Annotated in this window: 17 protein-coding genes; 10 read left to right on the top strand and 7 right to left on the bottom strand. The window is 71.3% G+C overall.

All coding sequences use genetic code 11. The features are described from left to right. Positions 1-50: 50 nt before the first annotated feature. The 3 genes from ptsP to BLV76_RS21250 all read left to right on the top strand — a co-directional run bounded on the left by ptsP (position 51) and on the right by BLV76_RS21250 (position 5,216). On the top strand, positions 51-1,733 hold the full coding sequence (gene ptsP, locus BLV76_RS21260) for a phosphoenolpyruvate--protein phosphotransferase (RefSeq protein ID WP_090971917.1): 1,683 nt from the start codon (positions 51-53) through the stop codon (positions 1,731-1,733). A gap of 39 nt (positions 1,734-1,772) precedes the next feature. Then, positions 1,773-3,509 carry an alcohol dehydrogenase catalytic domain-containing protein gene (locus BLV76_RS21255; RefSeq protein ID WP_090971915.1) on the top strand — a complete coding sequence of 579 codons (1,737 nt, stop codon included), beginning with the start codon at positions 1,773-1,775 and terminating at the stop codon, positions 3,507-3,509. Between the two features lie 144 nt (positions 3,510-3,653). Then, positions 3,654-5,216 carry a PTS mannitol transporter subunit IIBC gene (locus BLV76_RS21250; RefSeq protein WP_090971913.1) on the top strand — a complete coding sequence of 521 codons (1,563 nt, stop codon included), beginning with the start codon at positions 3,654-3,656 and terminating at the stop codon, positions 5,214-5,216. 137 nt (positions 5,217-5,353) lie between these two features. Here BLV76_RS21250 and BLV76_RS21245 read toward each other — a convergent pair whose 3' ends face one another. Then, the gene (locus BLV76_RS21245) at positions 5,354-6,046 is read right to left on the bottom strand and encodes a hypothetical protein (RefSeq protein WP_090971911.1); all 693 of its coding nucleotides are present in this window, start codon (positions 6,044-6,046) and stop codon (positions 5,354-5,356) included. Positions 6,047-6,234: 188 nt separating this feature from the next. On the opposite strand from BLV76_RS21245, the gene BLV76_RS21240 reads away from it, so the two are divergent. Further along, positions 6,235-6,669, top strand: coding sequence for a PTS mannitol transporter subunit IIA (locus BLV76_RS21240; RefSeq protein ID WP_090971909.1), 435 nt, complete (start codon positions 6,235-6,237; stop codon positions 6,667-6,669). 21 nt (positions 6,670-6,690) lie between these two features. On the opposite strand, the gene BLV76_RS21235 is transcribed toward BLV76_RS21240, so the two are convergent. Together BLV76_RS21235 and BLV76_RS21230 are read right to left on the bottom strand one after the other, a co-directional pair. Beyond that, positions 6,691-8,844 (bottom strand): molybdopterin-dependent oxidoreductase, encoded by a 2,154-nt coding sequence (locus tag BLV76_RS21235; RefSeq protein WP_090971907.1) that lies wholly within the window; start codon positions 8,842-8,844, stop codon positions 6,691-6,693. 27 nt (positions 8,845-8,871) lie between these two features. Beyond that, a complete protein-coding gene (locus BLV76_RS21230; RefSeq protein WP_139306660.1) occupies positions 8,872-10,092 on the bottom strand; it encodes a hypothetical protein in 1,221 nt (406 codons plus the stop codon). A gap of 191 nt (positions 10,093-10,283) precedes the next feature. On the opposite strand from BLV76_RS21230, the gene BLV76_RS21225 reads away from it, so the two are divergent. After that, positions 10,284-10,547: a DUF6458 family protein gene (locus BLV76_RS21225; RefSeq protein ID WP_090971904.1), complete on the top strand. Its 264-nt coding sequence runs from the start codon at positions 10,284-10,286 to the stop codon at positions 10,545-10,547. Positions 10,548-10,567: 20 nt separating this feature from the next. Here BLV76_RS21225 and BLV76_RS21220 read toward each other — a convergent pair whose 3' ends face one another. Continuing rightward, a complete protein-coding gene (locus BLV76_RS21220; protein WP_139306659.1) occupies positions 10,568-10,852 on the bottom strand; it encodes a hypothetical protein in 285 nt (94 codons plus the stop codon). Further along, positions 10,839-11,798: a hypothetical protein gene (locus tag BLV76_RS21215; protein ID WP_139306658.1), complete on the bottom strand. Its 960-nt coding sequence runs from the start codon at positions 11,796-11,798 to the stop codon at positions 10,839-10,841. Before BLV76_RS21215 ends, BLV76_RS21220 begins: the two co-directional genes overlap by 14 nt. Before the next feature lie 238 nt (positions 11,799-12,036). On the opposite strand from BLV76_RS21215, the gene rpsO reads away from it, so the two are divergent. The 3 genes from rpsO to BLV76_RS21200 all read left to right on the top strand — a co-directional run bounded on the left by rpsO (position 12,037) and on the right by BLV76_RS21200 (position 16,229). Further along, complete coding sequence (rpsO, locus tag BLV76_RS21210; RefSeq protein WP_090971898.1) at positions 12,037-12,312, top strand: 30S ribosomal protein S15; 276 nt, start codon at positions 12,037-12,039, stop codon at positions 12,310-12,312. Positions 12,313-12,572: 260 nt separating this feature from the next. Then, positions 12,573-14,807 carry a polyribonucleotide nucleotidyltransferase gene (locus BLV76_RS21205; RefSeq protein WP_090971896.1) on the top strand — a complete coding sequence of 745 codons (2,235 nt, stop codon included), beginning with the start codon at positions 12,573-12,575 and terminating at the stop codon, positions 14,805-14,807. A gap of 111 nt (positions 14,808-14,918) precedes the next feature. Then, positions 14,919-16,229: a M16 family metallopeptidase gene (locus BLV76_RS21200; RefSeq protein ID WP_175539776.1), complete on the top strand. Its 1,311-nt coding sequence runs from the start codon at positions 14,919-14,921 to the stop codon at positions 16,227-16,229. Here BLV76_RS21200 and BLV76_RS21195 read toward each other — a convergent pair. After that, positions 16,186-17,133 carry an EamA family transporter gene (locus BLV76_RS21195; protein WP_090971892.1) on the bottom strand — a complete coding sequence of 316 codons (948 nt, stop codon included), beginning with the start codon at positions 17,131-17,133 and terminating at the stop codon, positions 16,186-16,188. The genes BLV76_RS21200 and BLV76_RS21195 overlap by 44 nt on opposite strands. 72 nt (positions 17,134-17,205) lie before the next feature. Between BLV76_RS21195 and BLV76_RS21190 the strand changes: the two genes are divergently transcribed. Then, entirely contained in the window at positions 17,206-18,114 is a 909-nt protein-coding gene (locus tag BLV76_RS21190) for a LysR family transcriptional regulator (RefSeq protein WP_090971890.1), read from the top strand. On the opposite strand, the gene BLV76_RS21185 is transcribed toward BLV76_RS21190, so the two are convergent. Next, positions 18,089-18,604 (bottom strand): class I SAM-dependent methyltransferase, encoded by a 516-nt coding sequence (locus BLV76_RS21185; protein WP_090971889.1) that lies wholly within the window; start codon positions 18,602-18,604, stop codon positions 18,089-18,091. The two genes, BLV76_RS21190 and BLV76_RS21185, sit on opposite strands and share 26 nt — an antisense overlap. 80 nt (positions 18,605-18,684) lie before the next feature. On the opposite strand from BLV76_RS21185, the gene dapB reads away from it, so the two are divergent. Then, positions 18,685-19,464, top strand: coding sequence for a 4-hydroxy-tetrahydrodipicolinate reductase (gene dapB, locus BLV76_RS21180; RefSeq protein WP_245734829.1), 780 nt, complete (start codon positions 18,685-18,687; stop codon positions 19,462-19,464). Positions 19,465-19,484 lie beyond the last annotated feature (20 nt).

Raw genomic sequence — 19,484 nt, 5'->3', positions numbered from 1 at the left:
TAGTCCCGAACGTGTTGCCTGTCAACAAGCCTAGGATCTACGGTGTGTCCATGACCACACCCGAGAGCCCCTCCCTCAGCGGGACCCCGGTCGTTCCGGGTGTTGCCGCCGGCCCCGTCCTCCACGTGCGCGGCGAGGTCTCGCCCGACGCGATCGCCCGCTTCGGTGAAGGCGACTTCGCCGACGCCGACGCGGCCCTGTCGGCGTACGACGACGCGGTGGCCGCAGTGGCCGACACGTTCGCCTCCAAGGCGGCCAACGCGCAGGGCGCCGCGGCCGAGGTGCTGACGGCGAGCGCCGGCCTGGCGCGCGACAAGGGCCTGCGCGGCGCGGTGTCGAAGAACCTGCAGTCCGGGCAGGGCCCGGTGGCCGCGGTGCAGGGCGCCGTCGAGCAGTTCGTCACGATCTTCACCAACATGGGCGGCCTGATGGCCGAGCGGGTCACCGACCTGCGCGACATCGAGCGCCGGGTCGTCGCCCACCTCGTCGGTGAGCCAGAGCCGGGCGTCCCGACGCCCAAGGAGCCCTCGATCCTGGTCGCCGAGGACCTCGCCCCCAGCGACACCTCCGGCCTCGACCCGTCGCTGGTCACCGCCCTGGTGACCGAGCGCGGCGGCGCCACCAGCCACACCGCGATCATCGCCAGGCAGCTCGGCATCCCGTGCATCGTCGGCGCCGCCGGCATCACCGCGCTCGCGGCGGGCACGTTCGTCGTCGTCGACGGCGAGGCCGGCACGATCGCGCAGGGCGCCGACCCCGAGGAGGCCCGCGCCCGGGTCGAGGAGAGCCGTCGGCTGCGCGAGGAGCTCGCCAGCTGGAGCGGTCCTGCGTCGACCGCCGACGGCATGCCCTTCAAGCTGCTCGCCAACGTCGCCGACGGCGCCTCCGCCGAGACCGCGGGTGTCGAGCCGGTCGGCGGGGTGGGCCTGTTCCGCACCGAGCTGTGCTTCCTCGACCGCAAGGAGGAGCCGAGCGTCGAGGAGCAGGCCGACATCTACAGCGCCGTCCTCGCGCCCTACGCCGACGGCCGCTACGTGGTCGTGCGCACCCTCGACGCCGGCTCCGACAAGCCCATCGCGTTCGCGACCCACGAGGGCGAGGAGAACCCGGCCCTCGGTGTCCGCGGGCTGCGGCTCAGCTTCGACAACCCCGGCCTGATGGAGCGCCAGCTCGACGGCATCGCCGCCGCGGCCGAGAAGACCGGCACCGAGACGTGGGTGATGGCGCCGATGGTGGCGACCGTCGCCGAGGCGGCCGACTTCGCCGCGAAGGTCAAGAGCCGCGGGCTCAAGGCCGGCGTGATGGTCGAGATCCCGAGCGCCGCGCTGCTCGCGCACCGGATGCTCGAGGTCGTCGACTTCCTCTCGATCGGCACCAACGACCTCACCCAGTACGCCATGGCCGCCGACCGCATGGCGACCGACCTCGCGCACCTGACCGACCCCTGGCAGCCGGCCGTGCTGCAGCTCATCGCGATCACGGCGCACGCGGGCACCGAGGCGGGCAAGCCCGTCGGCGTCTGCGGCGAGGCCGCGGCCGACCCGCTGCTCGCGACGGCGCTGATCGGCATGGGCATCACCTCGCTCTCGATGGCTGCCCGCGCCGTGCGTCCCGTGGGTGCGCAGCTGGGGAGGGTCACGTTCGAGACCTGTGAGGCGGCCGCCGAGGCCGCACTGGGTGCGCCCGACCCGATGGCGGCGCGTGCTGCCGTGCGCGAGCTGCTGGGCCACTGAGCCCCGCTCGCCGACCACCCCACCCACGACGGAGGAACCATGACATCTGCGTACGACCGCTACCGCGCCGCCGACACCGACGTGCCCGACGAGGCCTGGGCCTGGAACCTGTGGGGAGCGGGTGAGGACAACATGGGCAAGGACGACGGGCCCGAGCTCGTCGAGATCCCCTCGCCGGACGCCGACCACATGCTGGTGCGCATCGACAGCGTGGGCCTGTGCTTCTCGGACGTGAAGATCATGCGCCAGGGCGGCAGCCACCCGAAGCTCTACAACCGCGACCTGGCCCACGACCCCACCCGGCTCGGGCACGAGGTCAGCCTCACCGTGATCGAGGTCGGCGACCACCTGAAGGACCGCTACCACGCCGGACAGCGCCTGGCCGTGCAGCCGGACATCTACCAGGACGGCAAGAGCACCGCCTACGGCTACACGATCCCCGGCGGGCTGATCCAGTACCACCTCATGGGCGCCGAGATGCTCGAGACCGACGACGGCGCCTGCCTGCTGCCGCTGCCCGACTCGTTCGGCTACGCCGAGGCCTCCACGCTGGAGCCGTGGGGCTGCGTGATGGCGGCCTACACCCAGCGTCGCCGCCTGGAGCCGAAGAGCGGCGGGACGATGTGGATCGTCGGCCGTCCCGGCGACGAGCGCCACTACGACTTCTCGGCCGGGCTGGACGCTCCGGCCACCATCGTGCTGACCGACGTGCCGGCCGCGGTCGTCGCGCTGGTCGAGGGCACCTCCGCGACAACGGTCGTCCGCGACGGCCTCGGCACCGACGACTACCAGGCGCTGGTGGACGAGCTGACCGACGGCGCCGGCTTCGACGACATCGTCATGCTCGACCCGCGCTCGGCGGAGACCGTCGGTGCGGTCGCCACGCACATCGCCCGACGCGGCACCCTCAACATGGTCGGCGAGACCGCGCTCGACGGCCTGGTGAGCACCGACGTCGGCCGGCTGCACTACGACTACACCGCCTACGTCGGCGGCACGGGTCCGGACATCGCCGCGTCCTACGGCGAGGCGCGCAACCGCTGCGACCTCCGCTCGGGCGGTACGACGATCTTCGTCGGGGCGGGTGGTCCCATGGGCCTGATGCACCTGCAGCGGGCGATCCAGCAGACGGACGGTCCGCGTCGGGTCGTCGCCACGGAGGTGAGCGACGAGCGTCTGAAGAGCCTCGAGGACCGCCTGGCACACCTGGCGGAGACCAACGACTGCGAGCTGATCACCTTCAACTCGCAGACCTCGGAGGTGTCGCTGCGCGACTTCGTCATGGACCTCACCGACGGCGAGGGCGCCGACGACGTCGTCGTCAGCGTCCCCATCTCCGCCGTGATGGCCGAGGCCGACACGCTGATGAAGTCCGACGGCATGCTGGTCTTCTTCGCCGGAGTTCCTAACGGCACCCTGGCGCCGGTGAACCTGAGTGCGGTCTACCTGAGCAACGCCCAGTACACCGGGACCTCGGGGCTGACCATCCACGACCAGCAGCAGGTGGTGGACCTCGCCACCGCCGGCGAGCTCTCCCCGGGCTCGATCGTCGGCGCTGTCGGCGGCATGCGGGCGGCCAAGGACGGGCTCCAGGCGCTGGTCGACGGTGCCTACTCCGGCAAGGTCCTGATCTTCCCCCAGATCCACGACCTCCCGCTCATGGGGCTCGACGAGCTGGGGGAGAAGCTGCCGGAGGTCGCGGCCAAGCTCGGCCCCGGCGGCACGTGGAACGGAGACGTGGAGAAGGCGCTGTTCGAGAGCCAGCTGAGCGGCTAGAACGTCCTCTTCCTGAGAAAGCCACATAGTCGGGCACGAATGTGTGCCCGAATGCTTGGCAACATGCCCGTTCGTGATGTTTAATCACGAGCATCATGTGATGGGGGTCACCCGCCCCCATAGTTCAACTGGAGGACATCAAGCATGGCGACCACCACTTCCACCCCGGCGCCCCGATCCGGCGCCCGGGTCCACGTGCAGAAGTTCGGCACGTTCCTCTCCAACATGGTCCTGCCGAACATCGGCGCGTTCATCGCGTGGGGCCTGATCACCGCACTCTTCATCCAGACGGGCTGGATCACCCTGATCGGGGACAAGCTGTTCGGCTTCGAGGCGGGCACCGAGGCAGGCCAGCACACCTACGGGTTCGTCTCCGCCCTCGGCGGCTGGGACGGTGAGCACGCGGGCATCGTCGGCCCGATGATCACCTACCTGCTGCCGCTCCTCATCGGCTACACCGGCGGCCGGATGACCTACAACGACTCCATCCGGGGCGGCGTCGTCGGCGCCATCGCGACCATGGGCGCCATCGCCGGGGCCAGCGTCCCGATGTTCCTGGGCGCGATGGTCATGGGCCCGCTCGGCGGCTGGTCGATGAAGAAGCTCGACGCCATGTGGGCCCACAAGATCCGCCCGGGCTTCGAGATGCTCATCAACAACTTCTCCGCCGGCATCTGGGGCGGCATCCTGGCCGTGCTCGGGTTCGTCGTCGCCGGCCCGTTCGTGGAGGCCTTCAGCAAGGTCGCGTCCAACGTCGTCGACACGCTGGTCTCGAACAACCTGCTCCCGCTGACCTCGATCTTCATCGAGCCGGCCAAGATCCTCTTCCTCAACAACGCCATCAACCAGGGCATCCTGACGCCGCTCGGCACCTCCGAGGCTCTCGACAAGGGTCAGTCGATCCTGTTCCTGCTCGAGGCCAACCCCGGCCCGGGCCTGGGTCTGCTGCTCGCGTTCATGTTCTTCGGCAAGGGTGCAGCCAAGGCCTCGGCCCCCGGCGCGATCCTGATCCAGTTCGTCGGCGGCATCCACGAGATCTACTTCCCCTACGTGCTGATGAAGCCCAAGCTCGTCCTCGCCGTGATCCTCGGCGGCATGACCGGCGTCGCCACCAACGTCGCCTTCGGCTCCGGACTGCGCTCGCCCGCCAGCCCGGGCTCGATCATCGCGGTGTGGCTCGCCTCCCCGGCGGGCAGCATCATCGGTGTCACCCTGTCGGTGATCTTCGCGGCAGCCGTGTCGTTCATCGTGGCCGCCTTCCTGCTGCGCATCGACAAGACCGACGACGAGGGTGACCTCGCCGGAGCGACGAGCTCGATGGAGTCCATGAAGGGCAAGCAGTCGTCGGTCGCCAGCGCGCTCACGGGTGCCGGTGCCGCCGCAGCCACGACCACGGCGACGAGCACGGCCACCAAGGAGATCACCAACATCGTCTTCGCCTGCGACGCCGGCATGGGCTCGTCGGCGATGGGTGCCTCGGTGCTGCGCAAGAAGATCCAGGACTCCGGTCACTCCGAGGTCACGGTGGTCAACAAGGCCATCTCCAACCTGACCGACGACGTCGACCTGGTGGTCACCCACCAGGACCTGACCGACCGCGCCCGGGAGAAGAGCCCGTCCGCGATCCACGTGTCGGTCGACAACTTCATGGGCAGCCCGCGCTACGACGAGATCGTGGCGATGGTCCAGGAGAACAACCCGTCCTGACGGACGGGGTGACCCGTCCCGAGCGGGTCGCCTGACACACAGCAGGGCCCGGTCCTCCGTCACGGAGGGCCGGGCCCTGTGTCGTACGACGACGAGGTGCGTGCCGCGGCCGGGCGCACGCGCGGCGTGGGCGGGGCTCAGTCGGCGAGCGCGGACGAGCGGTGGGAGGCGAGGTCGACCCCGTGGAGCGCGCCGCCGCCCACGTGGATCGCCGAGGCGATCTCGGCGGGGTCGCACCCGAGGTCCGCGATGGCCACGGCCAGGCCGTTGCCGACGGGCGCGGCGACCATCTGGACCCACTCGAACCCGGTGACGAGCGACGTCGTGCCGAGGAAGCGGTCGAAGGCGTCGAAGGCGACCCTCATCCGACGCCCGGTCCCGGACAGGCCGTCCGGGTCGATGCCCGGCACCCGCTCGGCGACCATCGTGCCGCTCGCCGAGACCACGAAGCAGCCGGCGACCAGGTCGATGCGGCACACCTGGTCCATGACGGCGTCGAGCCCGTCGCCGAGCTCGTCGCCGTGGGCTGCGTCGACGGGCCGGCCGGAGCCTGCGGCGACCGGGTCGAGGCCGGTGCGGCTGAGCGCGCACGTCACCTCGAGGCCGAAGTCGCCCTCGTGGCCGACCTGCACGGCCAGCTCCTGGCGACCACCTCGCGCGTGCACGGACCGGAGCGCGCCGAGCCCGAGCAGCTGGTCGACCTGCACCAGCGCGCGGACGACGTACAGCGTCATCCCGGCCAGCTCGCCGCCGTGCTCGTCGTCCCCGCGGAAGCGCCCGTCACCGGAGACGGTGAAGCCTTCCTCTGTCGCAGCCTGGATCTCGCCCATGGTCGATGCCCTCTTCTGTGATGGCGGTCACCCCTCAGGGTAGGGGCGCTCGGATTCCCGCGTGGCCGTCTTCGCAATCTCGGCTGGGCGCTCTCGGGCCGCGGCCGGCCACCAGCGGTGTGGTGTGATGGGCCCCACGACGCCACCCGTGCCGGTGACGCCACCAGACTGCTGAGGAGTGAGGCGAGATGAGCGACGTACTGAGCCGGGAGTCGATCGTGCTGGGCGGACAGGCCCGCGACCGCGACGCTGCGATCACCGAGGCGGGCAACCTGCTGGTGGCCAGCGGTGCCGTGCCGGAGGCCTACGTCGAGGCGATGCACGAGCGCGAGACCTCGGTCTCGACCTTCATGGGCAACGGCCTGGCGATCCCGCACGGCACCAACGAGGCCAAGTCGCTGATCCAGCAGACGGCCATCTCGTTCGTCCGCTACGACGAGCCCATCGACTGGAAGGGCAGCCCGGCGAAGTACGTCGTCGGGATCGCCGGCGCCGGCGACGACCACCTGGTCGTGCTGCAGGCGCTCGCGGGCGCCTTCACCGACGACGCGAAGATCGCCGCGCTCGACGCCGCGCAGAGCCCCGACGACGTGCTGGCCGTGCTGGGCGACGTCAGCGCCTGACCCGGCCGGCGCCGACGAACGTCAGGCCGGCGTCACCGCGACCGGTACGCCGTTGAGGGCGGCGTTGCCCGACACGTCGAGCAGCTCGGGGTCGGTGAGGTCGTTGATCGACACGCCCGGGACCTCCCGGCTGCGGGCCATCAGGACGCCGTCCTTCGCGTGGCCGTAGCCGTGGGGGAGGGACACCACCCCGGGCATCAGGTCCTCGGACGCGGCGACCTCCACCTCGACCGAGCCGATCCGTGAGGTGACCCGCACCCGTGACCCGTCGCTGAGGTCGCGGGAGGCGAGGTCGGCCGGGTTCATGAGCAGCTGGTGGCGCGGGCGCCCCTTGGTCAGCCGCTGCGAGTTGTGCATCCACGAGTTGCAGTCCCGCTGGTGCCGGCGTCCGATGAGCAGCAGCTCGTGCTCGCCCGGCGTGTCGATGGCGGCCAGCCGTCCGACGTCCGCCACCACGACGGCCGGTGCCAGGTCGACCCGCTTCCCCCTCGACGGCAGCCGGTCCGGCAGCTGTCCGCCGCGCAGCGGTCCGAGGTCGAGGCCCGCAGGGCGGCTGCGCAGCTTCTTCATGGTGACCCCGCTGCCACCGCGTCGCAGCAGGCCGGTGACGAGCAGCGTCGGGCTGGCGGTGAGCCGGGCGCGCTGCACCAGCTGCTTCTTGAGGGGCGGCTTGCGGTCGAGGCGAGCGGTCGTGCGCAGCGTGATCTCCCGGAAGATCTGCCAGTCGTGGCGCTGGTCCGCCTCCTTCTCGAAGACCGCCGGCGTGAACCGGGCGGTGTTGCGCACGGCCAGGAGGTGGAACACCAGGTCGTAGTGGTCGCGCTCGAGCGCCGTGGTCGGCGGCAGGATCACGTCGGCGTGCCGCGTCGTCTCGTTGACGTAGATGTCGACCGCGGCCATGAAGTCGAGGTCGCGCAGCGCACCGTCCAGCCGGGCGCCGTCGGGCGTGGAGAGGACCGGGTTGCCCGCCACGGTCAGCAGGGCGCGGACCTGGCCCTCGCCGGGCGTCTCGATCTCCTCGCGCAGCGCCGAGACCGGGAGCTCCCCGGCGGTCTCCGGCAGGCCGCGCACCCGCGAGCGCCACGCGTCGAAGTGCCCGCGCCCGATCAGCCCGGTCCCGACTGCGTCGATCGCCGGGCTCGTGAACATCGCCCCGCCGGGGCGGTCGAGGTTGCCGCTGAGGACGTTGAGGCAGTTCACCGCCCACTGGCAGACCGTGCCCCACGGCCCGGCCGAGACGCCGATCCGGCTGTAGACGACCCCACCGTCGGCCGCCACGAGCTCGCGGGCGAGACGTCGTACGACGTCGGCCGGCAGGCCGCTCATCGCCTCGGCGCGCTCGGGGGTGAAGTCCGCGACCAGCCCGACCACGGTGTCCAGCCCCTCGGCGTACGCCGGCGCCGGGGGCAGCTGGTCGGCGAGCTCGGTCGTGAGCACCTGCAGCAGCGCCAGCAGGACCCACGCGTCCGTGCCGGGACGCACGAAGTGGTGCTCGTCGGCGACCTTCGCGGTCTCGGTGCGGCGCGGGTCGAGCACGACCATCCGGCCACCGCGCGAGCGCAGGTCGCGGACCCGCTGCGGGAAGTCGGGCACGGTCATCAGCGATCCGTTGGAGGCCATCGGGTTCGCCCCGATCACGAGGAACCACGAGGTCCGGTCGATGTCCGGGACCGGCAGGAAGAGCTGGTGGCCGAACATCAGGTGCGCGACGAGCTGGTGGGGGAGCTGGTCGACCGACGTCGCCGAGTAGCGGTTCCTCGTCCGGAAGGACTTGAACATGGCGGTGCCGTGGGTCATCGCGCCGAGGCTGTGGGCGTTGGGGTTGCCGAGGTAGACCCCCAGCGCGTCGTCGCCGTGCTCGTTGATCGTCGCGGCCAGGCGGTCGGCGACGAGGTCGAACGCCTCGTCCCAGCCGATCTCCTGCCACGTGGCGCCGGCGCCCTCGCCGACCCGCTTCACGGGGCGCCGCAGCCGGTCGGGGTCGGCGTACACGTCACCGATGGCGACGCCCTTCGGGCAGACGTGGCCGCGCGACAGCGGGTCCGCCGGGTTGCCGCGGACGCCGACGACCTCGCGGCCCTCGATCGTGATCTCGAGGCCGCAGATCGCCTCGCAGAGGTTGCAGACCCCGATCCGCTTCTCGCCCGTCGCCGTCGCGGTCGTGGTGGCTGTCATGGTGCGATCGTCGCACGTGGGCGGGGGTCAGGGAGTGATGGAGACCGGGCCGTGGGGGACCCAGACCAGCGAGGTCCACAGCCACTGGGCGAGGCAGCAGGCCACGACCACCGGCACGGCCAGCGCGATCCGGGACCGGGTGGTGCGGCACCGCTGCGACACCTCCGGCAGGGGCCAGGACGGGAAGGCCGCGAGGGCGAGGTAGCGCACGACGCTCGCGGTCGGCCGGGTGGCCGCCAGGATGTAGAGCGTGTAGAGCCCGGCCCAGAGCCTGCCCTCGAGCGGCCACGCGGCGGCGTCGCGTCGCAGCACGAACCACCCGACGAAGACCAGCACGACCACGCCGAGGACGGTGGCGGCGCTTGCGCCCAGCCCCGCAGTCCCGGACAACCACGTTGTCCACCCCTCTGTCCCGGTGACCCACGCGGCCTGGGTCAGGCGGTAGGCATCGCCCTCGCCGGTGACCACCCCTGCGACCGTCGGCCACACGAGGAAGCTCGCTGCGACCGCGACCGTCGCCGCAGCCAGCCCGATCCGGTCGCGGACGGGGAAGGGCTCGGTGCGACGTCGCCACCACAGCACCACCCACAGGGCTCCACACGCGGCGGCCAGGGCGAGGGTGACCGGGCGCGTGAGCGAGAGGAGCAGGCCGTACGCCACGACGCGCCCCCATCTTCGCGCGCCCAGCGAGCGAAGGGCCAGCAGCACCACTAGGAGGGCAGGGCCCTCGGTGTACGCGGTTTGGAACACCAATCCCACGGGGCCTAGGACGAGGACGGCCACGGTCAGTGAGGCCGTGAAACTGTCGCTGCGCTCGCGGACCATCCCGAACAGCAGCGTGCAGGCAGCGCCGGAGGCAAGGGTCGCTACGGCGGCGGCTGCCCAGGCATAGTCGAGCCCGGTCGTCATCACTAGCCGGGCGAGCGCCGGAACGATCGGATAGAAGGCCCAGGCGTTCTGCACGACGACGCCATCCCCGTTTCTCGGGAGCTCGGTGGGGTATCCGTGGATCGCGATCGTGCGATACCAGTAGCCGTCCCAGTTCACGAGCAACCGACTACCGGACGGGTCGTCCGGCCACGTGGATGTCCAGCCCGGCGGCGTCACCTGGTCACTCCCCGCGACCAGCAGCATGACCGAGCTCACGATCCGGCTGGCGACGAAGATCCCCAACGGGAGCCACAGCCGCGAGCGTCCTGCGGGCATGGCGGTCTGGGCTCGCGTGGCAGCACCGGTGAATCTCGTCACCAGCTGCTCCATCGGGGGTCCTCCTGCGGTCGGCCCGGCGCTGGGCAGCGCGAGCATAGTTGCCGACGGTCGTACCTCGGGCCGTAATCCTCGATTCGTTCACCCCGAGAGGGGTGGACGTGCTGCTCACCGCCGGGAACAATCACGCCCGCCCCGCACGTCCCGGGCACTCCACACGAAGGGAGCACGTCATGGGTTACGGAGGACCGATCGGTCTGGTCGTCGTTGGGCTGGTGCTGTCACTGGCACTGACCGAGCAGCAGGTGGGACCCGTCCAGGTCACCACGGTGGGATGGATCCTCGTGGCCGCTGGAGCGGTCTGGCTGCTCCTCACGCTGGTCCAGCAGAACACCCGCCGCCGCGCGACCACCACCGCCACCACGACCGACGCCGCGGGTCGCCAGGCGACAACGCAGCGCACCACCGAGTCGGACCCGCCCCCGCCGGCGATCTGACCGCGTCACCCCGCGGACGCTCACGGGGTCACGGAGTACACGCCGTGCTGCACCCAGGCCGCCGACACCCAGCACCACTGGACCAGGCAGCAGAGGAGCAGCACGGGGACCGCCAGGGCCACCCGCTTGGCGGTCGTGTCGCACCGCTGCGACAGCTCGGGCAGCGGCCAGCTCGGGAACACCGCGAGGACGAGGTAGCGCACCACGCTCGGGGTCGGCCGCGTGGCCGCGAGGATGTAGAAGGCGTAGACCACGGCCCACAGCCGGCCCTCCCGGGGCCACGCCCGCGCGTCACGTCGGGCCACCGCCCACACCACGAGCGCCATCGTGACGGTGCCGATCAGCGCGACCTGGAACGAGCCGCGCCCGACCAGCCCCGGAGAGCCACGTCGTCCACACCGCCTCGGGGTGGAGCCACGCGGCCTGGGTCGTGCGATAGGCGTCGCGCTCGCCGGTGGCGATCCCGGCGATGGCCGGCCAGGCGAGGAAGCTGAGGGCGAGCACCACCGTCGTGGCCGCGAGGCGCACCCGGTCCCGTGAGGGGAACGGCTCGGTGTCGCGCCGCCACCACAGCAGGACCCACGTCAGGCCGCACACGGCGGCCAGGGCGAGCGTGATGGGGCGTGTGAACGCCAGCAGCAGGCCGTACGCCACGACGCGCCCCCACTGGCGTGCACCGAGGGCACGCAGGGTGAGGAGCACCAGCAGGAGGGCCGAACCCTCGGTGTAGGTCGTCTGGAACACCGCGCCGATCGGACCGAGGACGAGCGTGGCCACGGCCAGGGCGGCGGTGAAGTCGTCGCTGCGCTCGCGCACCATCGCGAACAGCACCACGCAGGCCGCGGCCGACGTCACCATCGCCACGGTGCTCGCCGCCCACACGTGTCCGAGACCGCCCAGCATCAGCAGGCGGGCCAGACCGGGGACGAGCGGGTAGAAGGCCCAGACGTTCTTGACGACGGCGTCTCCCTCGCGCGGGAGGTCGGTGGGGTAGCCGTCGGTGGCGATCACGCGGTACCACCGGCCGTCCCAGGTGCTGAGGAGGTCGGCGAACGACGGGTCGCGCGGGAAGTGCTCCTCCTCGCCCGTGACGGGGATCTGGTCGGGACCGGCGAGCAGGAGCATCACCGAGCTCACCACCCTGCTGGCCGCGAAGACGGCCAACGGGATCCACCACCACGCCCACCCGGACAGCGGTCCCGGCCGTGGTCCCTGCTCGGCCGTGACGGTCCGCGCGTCCCCGCGTTCCATCAAGGATGTCTTGACAACCACGGGTGGACCCTAGGTGGGTGTCGCGCCCGCGGTGCGCAGGTCAAGCGTGATTCGTTCTTTGGTCGGAGCCCGCCGCGGATTGGGCCTCGGTCCCACGCCTCGATATGCTTCTGCGGTTGCCCGGACGGGTGACACGCCGTCATGACGGCCGCGGAACCAGAGTGCCCCGGTGAACAGGCCCGGGCGCGCCGCGCAACGAGAACCGAAGGAGCCCCGAATGTCGATTGGTACCGACGCGGAGACCAAGAAGAAGATCATCGCCGAGTACGCCGTCGCCGAGGGCGACACCGGTTCGCCCGAGGTCCAGATCGCGCTGCTCAGCCACCGCATCTCGCACCTCACCGAGCACCTCAAGCAGCACAAGCACGACCACCACAGCCGTCGTGGCCTGCTGCTGCTGGTCGGCCAGCGCCGTCGCCTGCTGAACTACCTGCAGAAGACCGAGATCGAGCGCTACCGCTCGATCGTCGAGCGCCTCGGCCTCCGACGCTGAACCCCTGGAGCGGTTCCCCGACACGGGGAGCCGCTCCGCTCGGTTTCGGGGGTCCCGCCGCGCTAGTGTCGGCCCCGAAGCACGAGTGCACGCACCACTGCACGCACAACTGAACACACCAGATCCAGGAGCGACCCGCGAATCCCGGCTCGGTCCTCGGTAGTGGCCCTCAGATCGTCGATCTGCGGGCCTCGATCGAAGACCGGCACCTCATGCGGCGTCGCGGATCGCTCCGCGAAGAGAAAGCAGATCCTGCTTCCATGAGTGAACCCATCATCTCCGCTGTCGAGACCGTTCTCGACAACGGCTCCTTCGGCAAGCGCACGGTCAAGTTCGAGACCGGCCTGCTCGCCCGCCAGGCGGCCGGCGCCGTCACGGCCTACCTCGACGACGAGACCATGCTGCTCTCGGCGACGACCGCGGGCAAGACGCCCAAGGACCACTTCGACTTCTTCCCCCTGACGATCGACGTCGAGGAGCGGATGTACGCCGTGGGCCAGATCCCCGGCTCGTTCTTCCGTTCCGAGGGTCGTCCCGGCGAGGACGCGATCCTCGCCTGCCGCCTCATCGACCGGCCGCTGCGCCCGACCTTCAAGAAGGGCCTGCGCAACGAGGTCCAGGTCGTCATCACCGTCATGGCGCTCGACCCGAACATGCCCTACGACGTGCTCGCCATCAACGCAGCGTCCATGTCGACCCAGCTCTCCGGCCTGCCGTTCTCCGGCCCGGTCGGTGGCGTCCGCGTGGCCCTCATCGAGGGCCAGTGGGTCGCCTTCCCGTCGCACTCGCAGCTCGAGAACGCCGTCTTCGACATGGTCGTCGCCGGCCGCGTCACCGACTCGGGCGACGTTGCCATCATGATGGTGGAGGCCGAGGCCCCCGAGGAGACCATCGCCCTCATCCAGAGCGGCGCGCAGGCGCCGACGGAGGAGGTCGTGGCCAGCGGCCTCGACGCCGCGAAGCCCTTCATCAAGCAGCTGTGCGAGGCGCAGTCGCAGCTCGCCGCCGAGGCCGCCAAGCCGGTCCAGGACTTCCCGGTCTTCCTCGACTACGAGGACGACGTCTACGCCGCGGTCGAGGCCGCCGCGAAGGCCGACCTCACCGCCGCCATGCAGATCGGCGACAAGCAGGAGCGCGAGGCGCGCACCGACGAGCTCAAGGCGTCGCTGCTCGAGTCGCTCTCCGGCCAGTTCGAGGGCCGTGAGAAGGAGATCGGCGCGGCCTTCCGCTCGGTCAACAAGGCGGTCGTGCGCGAGCGCGTCCTGCGCGACAAGATCCGCATCGACGGCCGCGGCCTGGCCGACATCCGTCCGCTGCACTCCGAGGTCGACGTGATCCCGCGCGTCCACGGCTCCGCGCTGTTCGAGCGTGGCGAGACCCAGATCCTGGGCGTCACCACCCTCGACATGCTCAAGATGGAGCAGCAGCTCGACACGCTCTCCCCGGAGAAGCACCGCCGCTACATGCATAAGTACGTCTTCCCGCCGTTCTCCACCGGTGAGACCGGCCGCGTGGGCTCGCCCAAGCGTCGCGAGGTCGGCCACGGCGCCCTGGCGCGCCGCGCCCTCCTGCCCGTGCTGCCCTCGCGCGAGGAGTTCCCCTACGCGATCCGCCAGCTCTCCGAGGCCATGGGCTCCAACGGCTCGACCTCGATGGGCTCCGTCTGCGCCTCGACCCTGTCGCTCCTGCAGGCCGGTGTGCCGCTCAAGGCGTCCGTCGCCGGCATCGCGATGGGCCTCATCTCCGGCGAGGTCGACGGCGAGACCCAGTACGTCGCGCTGACCGACATCCTCGGCGCCGAGGACGCGTTCGGCGACATGGACTTCAAGGTCGCCGGCACGCGCGAGTTCGTCACCGCCCTCCAGCTCGACACCAAGCTCGACGGCATCCCCGCCGAGGTGCTGGCCGCCGCGCTGACCCAGGCCCGCGACGCGCGCCTGGCGATCCTCGACGTGATGGCCGAGGCCATCGACGCGCCGGAGGAGATGTCGGTCCACGCGCCGCGCATCATCACCGTCCGCGTGCCCGTCGACAAGATCGGCGAGGTGATCGGTCCGAAGGGCAAGGTCATCAACCAGATCCAGGACGACACGGGCGCGACGCTGTCCATCGAGGACGACGGCACGGTCTACATCGGCGCGACCAACGGCGAGGCGGCCGAGGCCGCCAAGGCCGCGGTCAACGCGATCGCCAACCCGACGATGCCCGAGGTCGGCGAGCGCTACCTCGGCACCGTCGTGAAGACCACCAACTTCGGTGCCTTCGTGTCGCTGCTCCCCGGCAAGGACGGCCTGCTCCACATCAGCAAGCTGCGCGGCCTCGCCGGCGGCAAGCGCGTGGAGGCCGTCGAGGACGTCCTGGCCGTCGGCCAGAAGGTCCAGGTCCAGATCGCCGAGATCGACGACCGCGGCAAGCTCTCGCTGATCCCCGTCGTCGACGAGGCCGAGGGCACCGAGGACGCCGCCGAGGCCGCCGAGGCGACCGACGCCGAGTGATCCTCACCTGACGCACCACCCACGACCGGTCGGCCGCCTGGCCGGCCGGTCGTGGGCGTTTCACACCGAGCAGCACACTGGTGGCTCGCCCGCCATGACAGAAGGACCCCCGTGCAGAAGAACGGCACCACCCGCACCCTCCACACCGTCAAGGACGCCGAAGGTGCGGTGACCTCGCGCGTACGCCGCACGGTCCTGCCCAGCGGACTGCGCATCGTCACCGAGCAGATGGCCGGCTCGCGCTCCGCCAGCATCGGCGTGTGGGTCAACGTCGGCTCCCGCGACGAGACGCCGGCCCTGCACGGCTGCTCGCACTTCCTCGAGCACCTGCTCTTCAAGGGCACCCCCGAGCGCTCCGCGATGGACATCTCCGTCGCGCTCGACGCGGTGGGCGGCGAGTTCAACGCCTTCACCACGAAGGAGTACACCGTCTTCCACGCCCGGGTCCTCGACGAGGACCTGGCCACGGCCGTCGACGTGCTCGGCGACATGATCACCGCCTCGACCATCACCCCGGCCGACGTCGAGGCCGAGCGCGACGTGATCCTCGACGAGATCGCGATGCACGACGACGACCCCGACGACGTGGTCCACAACCTCTTCGCCCAGCAGGCCTGGGGTGACAACACCCCGCTCGGGCGTCCCATCGCCGGGACCGAGGCCTCGATCAGCGCGATGACGCGGGCGCAGGTCCACCGCTTCTACCGCCGTCACTACCGCCCCGGCAACATGGTCGTGTCGGTGGCCGGCAACGTCGACCACGCGTCGGTCGTACGCCAGGTGCGTGCCGCGTTCGGCCGCGAGGGCTTCCTCGACGGCGAGTCCGAGCCGACCCCGTCCGAGCAGTCGGAGAAGGCCCGGAAGGTCACCCCCGGCACCGCGACCACGGTCCGGCCCCTCGAGCAGGTCAACCTCGTGCTCGGGGTCAAGGGCCTGACCCGCACGGACCCGCGTCGCTACGCCCTCGGCGTGCTCAACACCGCCCTCGGCGGCGGCACCTCGTCCCGGATGTTCCAGGAGGTCCGCGAGGTCCGCGGGCTGGCGTACTCGGTCTACTCCTTCGCCACCCACCACGCCGACGCCGGTGTGGTGGGTGTCGCGGTGGGTTGCCTGCCCGGCAAGTACGACGCCGTGCTGGAGACCGTGCGCAACGAGCTCGCCAAGGTGGCCGAGCACGGCCTCACCGAGGAGGAGGTCGAGCGCGGCAAGGGTCAGCTCAAGGGCGGCCTCGTGCTCGGCCTGGAGGACTCCGGCTCGCGGATGTCGCGCATCGGCAAGGCCGAGCTCGTCCACGACGACCTGCTCACGATCGACGAGGTGGTCGCGCGGATCGAGGCCGTCACCCTCGACGACGTGTCCGAGCTCGCACGCGAGCTGTTCACCCAGCCCGAGCTGCTCGCGGTCGTGGGTCCGAAGGCCTGAGCTCCGGCTCCGGCTCCGGCTGGGTCAGCACAGCCGGTCGCGGCGGCCTCGTCGCGACCCGCACGCCGCCGACGACGAGCGCGGCGCCGGCCACCTCACCGCGGCTGACCGTCTCGCCGAGCGCGACCCAGGCGGCGCTCATCCCGACGACGGGGACGAGCATCGAGAACGGCGCGACGGTGCCGGCCGGGTGCCGGGCCATCAGCCACGACCAGATGCCCGAGCCCAGAAGGGTGCCGATCACGATCGTGTAGGCCAGCCCGACGAGAGCCGGGACGGTGTCGGGGGAGTGCCAGTCGGTCAGGGAGTCGGCGATCCTGCGCGGACCCTCGACCACGAGGGAGAGCGCCAGCATCGGCAGCGGCGGCACGACCGACATCCACAGCGTGAGGTGGAGCGGGTTCGGGGCCTTGGCCTGCGCCGTGCACAGGTTGCCGACCGCCCACGCCAGCGCGCCCGCCAGCACGAGGACGAAGGGCGCGAACGCGGCCGGGCCGTCGAGCCGCTGCCACCCGACGACCGCGAGCCCGATGACGGCGACCAGCACCCCGGTCCCGGCCCGCGGCGTGAGTCGGGTGCGGAGGAAGAGGCTCGCCAGGACCACGGTGAACGGCGCCGAGGCCTGCAGCACGAGCGACGACAGCCCGGCCGGCATCCCTACGGCCATGCCCCAGTAGAGGAACAGGAACTGGAAGGTGCCGAAGCCGAGGCCGTAGCCGACCAGCCACTTCCTCGGCACCTGCGGCACGGGCACGAGCAGCACCGTCGGGACGGCGATCAGGGCGAAGCGCAGTGCGACCAGGAAGAACGGCGGGAAGTGCTGCAGGGAGGCGTCGATGGCCAGGAAGTTGAGTCCCCAGCAGACGGCGACGACGACGGCGAGCAGGCGGTGACGGGTGGGCACGCGGCCCAGCCTCGTGCTTGTGATGGTGAAGGACAAGTGAAAAGAAGTACGCCGGATCTGTAGGCTGGCTATATGGACGTCCGCCACCTCGAGCTGCTCCGCGAGCTCGACGACCGGGGCAGCGTGACCGCGGTCGCCGCTGCGACCCACCGCACCCCGTCGGCCGTCTCGCAGCAGCTGCGCAGCGCCGAGCGGGCGTTCGGCGCGACGCTCGTCGAGCCGAGCGGTCGCGGCCTCCGGCTCACCGAGGCCGGCCGCGTGCTGGCCGACGCCGCACGCGACGTCGCGGTGGCCCTCACCGCGGCGGAGGCGCGCTGGCAGGAGTTCCACGGCACGGCGGCCGGCGTGGTCTCGCTGGCCGCGCTGCCCAGCGCCGCGACCTTCCTGCTCCCGGGCGTCCTCCGCGAGCTCGGCGACGAACCGATCGAGGTGGTGTGCACCGACGTCGACATCGCCGAGGCGGCCTACGCCGGCCAGGTGCTCGACCACGACATCGTCATCGCCCACAGCGCGCATCTGGTCCCACCGCACACCGACGACCTGGTGGTGCGCCAGCTCGCTCGCGAGCCGCTCGAGATCGCGATGGCGACGGGCCATCCCCTGGCGGTCCGGGACCGGGTGACCCCCGACGAGGTCGCCGCGTGGCCGTGGATCGGCGTACCCCTCGGCTATCCGTTCGACACGGTGCGGCTGGCGGTCGAGGAGGCGACCGGCACGCGCGTCGACGTGCGCCAACGGGTGCGCGACAACAGGCTCGTCGAGGCCCTGGTGGGTGCCGGCGACTGGCTGGCGGTGCTGCCGCGGTTCACCGCTCCTGCGGGCGACGAGGTGGTGCTGCGGCCGCTCGCCGGGATCGAGTCGGGGCGCAACATCGTCGCGATCCTGCGCGCGGACCGGGCCCAGAGGCGTGCCGTGCGCCGGGTGCTCGGCGCGCTGGAGAAGGTCGGGGCGACCTTCAGCGCTTCGCGATCAACCCGATGACCGGGGGAGCCTTCTGCTCGACCACGCTGACCCGGAAGCCGCCTCGGACGAGGTTCTCGGAGGCCTTCTTCACGATGTTGGGGACGAGCTCGGGCCGGGCGGCCTCGTAGAAGAGGTAGACCGCGCCTCCGGGCACCACGCGCTCGTGCAGCAGGGCGATCTCGTCCTGGCAGTCGCGCACCCAGAACAGGTTCACGTTGAAGGCGAAGACCTTGGTGAGGCGCTTGACCGGGACCCGCAGCGTGGCGAGGTCGATCTGGCGCACGACGAGCCGGCCGGCGTCGACGTACTTCTGGTTGCGGCGCTTGGTGCGGTCGACACCGGACTCGGAGCGGTCGATCGCGAACAGCTTGCCCGTCTCGAGCCTCGCGCAGATCGCCTCGGCCCCGGCTCCGGGGCCGCAGCCGATCTCGAGGACCTGGTCGTTCGGCTGGACGTCCATCAGGTCGACGGCCCACTTGATGCGCGGCGGGATGGTCGGAGCAGGCATGGTCTCTACCCTGCCAGACCCGCGTTCGCGAGTCAGCCACCGCCACTCGCGATCTGAGGTGGAGGCGATAGGTTCGGGTCGTGAGCACAGGTGACAGCACCCAGGATCGGGCACTCATCAGGGTCGGCGTGCTGGGGGCGCGCGGCAAGGTCGGCGCCGAGGTCTGCAGGGCCGTCGAGGCGGCTCCAGACACCGAGCTCGTCGCCTCGGTCGACGCCGGCGACGACATCGCCGCGCTGGTCGAGGCCGGTGCCGGGGTGGTCGTGGACTTCACCCACCCCGACGCGGTGATGGACAACCTGCGCTTCTGCATCGAGCACGGCGTCCACGCCGTGGTCGGCACGACGGGTTTCGACCAGGCCCGCCTCGACCAGCTCGAGACGTGGCTCGCCGATGCGCCCGGAGTGGGTGTCCTGATCGCGCCGAACTTCTCGATCGGCGCGATCTTGATGATGCGCTTCGCGGCGCAGGCCGCGCCGTTCTTCGACTCCGTCGAGGTCGTCGAGCTGCACCACCCCTCCAAGGCCGACGCCCCCTCCGGCACGGCCGGACGCACCGCCGAGCTCATCGCGGCCGCGCGGCGGGAGGCGGGGAGCGCCCCCATGCCCGACGCGACGTCGACCGGCATCGAGGGCGCACGTGGCGCCGACGTCGACGGCGTGCGCGTGCACAGCCTGCGCGTGCGCGGGCTCGTCGCGCACCAGGAGGTCCTCCTCGGCACGGCGGGGGAGACCCTCACCATCCGCCACGACTCGCTCGACCGCATCTCGTTCACGCCCGGCGTGCTGGTCGGCGTGCGGGCGATCGCGGACCGTCCGGGGCTCACCGTGGGCCTCGACGGGTTCCTCGACATCGAGTGATCCCCGGCGATGGTGTAACT

The organism is Nocardioides exalbidus, assembly GCF_900105585.1.
GTDB lineage: Bacteria > Actinomycetota > Actinomycetes > Propionibacteriales > Nocardioidaceae > Nocardioides > Nocardioides exalbidus.
This window is presented reverse-complemented; position numbering and strand designations above follow the sequence as displayed.

Bases quoted from the DNA above. Each gene is read 5' to 3' on its own strand.
- BLV76_RS21255 (WP_090971915.1), top strand. From the start codon at position 1,773: ATGACATCTGCGTACGACCGCTACCGCGCCGCCGACACCGACGTGCCC.
- rpsO (WP_090971898.1), top strand. From the start codon at position 12,037: ATGTCGATTGGTACCGACGCGGAGACCAAGAAGAAGATCATCGCCGAG.
- BLV76_RS21235 (WP_090971907.1), bottom strand. From the start codon at position 8,844: ATGACAGCCACCACGACCGCGACGGCGACGGGCGAGAAGCGGATCGGG.
- BLV76_RS21240 (WP_090971909.1), top strand. From the start codon at position 6,235: ATGAGCGACGTACTGAGCCGGGAGTCGATCGTGCTGGGCGGACAGGCC.
- BLV76_RS21215 (WP_139306658.1), bottom strand. From the start codon at position 11,798: ATGGAACGCGGGGACGCGCGGACCGTCACGGCCGAGCAGGGACCACGG.
- BLV76_RS21250 (WP_090971913.1), top strand. From the start codon at position 3,654: ATGGCGACCACCACTTCCACCCCGGCGCCCCGATCCGGCGCCCGGGTC.
- ptsP (WP_090971917.1), top strand. From the start codon at position 51: ATGACCACACCCGAGAGCCCCTCCCTCAGCGGGACCCCGGTCGTTCCG.
- BLV76_RS21205 (WP_090971896.1), top strand. From the start codon at position 12,573: ATGAGTGAACCCATCATCTCCGCTGTCGAGACCGTTCTCGACAACGGC.
- BLV76_RS21245 (WP_090971911.1), bottom strand. From the start codon at position 6,046: ATGGGCGAGATCCAGGCTGCGACAGAGGAAGGCTTCACCGTCTCCGGT.
- BLV76_RS21185 (WP_090971889.1), bottom strand. From the start codon at position 18,604: ATGCCTGCTCCGACCATCCCGCCGCGCATCAAGTGGGCCGTCGACCTG.
- BLV76_RS21190 (WP_090971890.1), top strand. From the start codon at position 17,206: ATGGACGTCCGCCACCTCGAGCTGCTCCGCGAGCTCGACGACCGGGGC.
- BLV76_RS21225 (WP_090971904.1), top strand. From the start codon at position 10,284: ATGGGTTACGGAGGACCGATCGGTCTGGTCGTCGTTGGGCTGGTGCTG.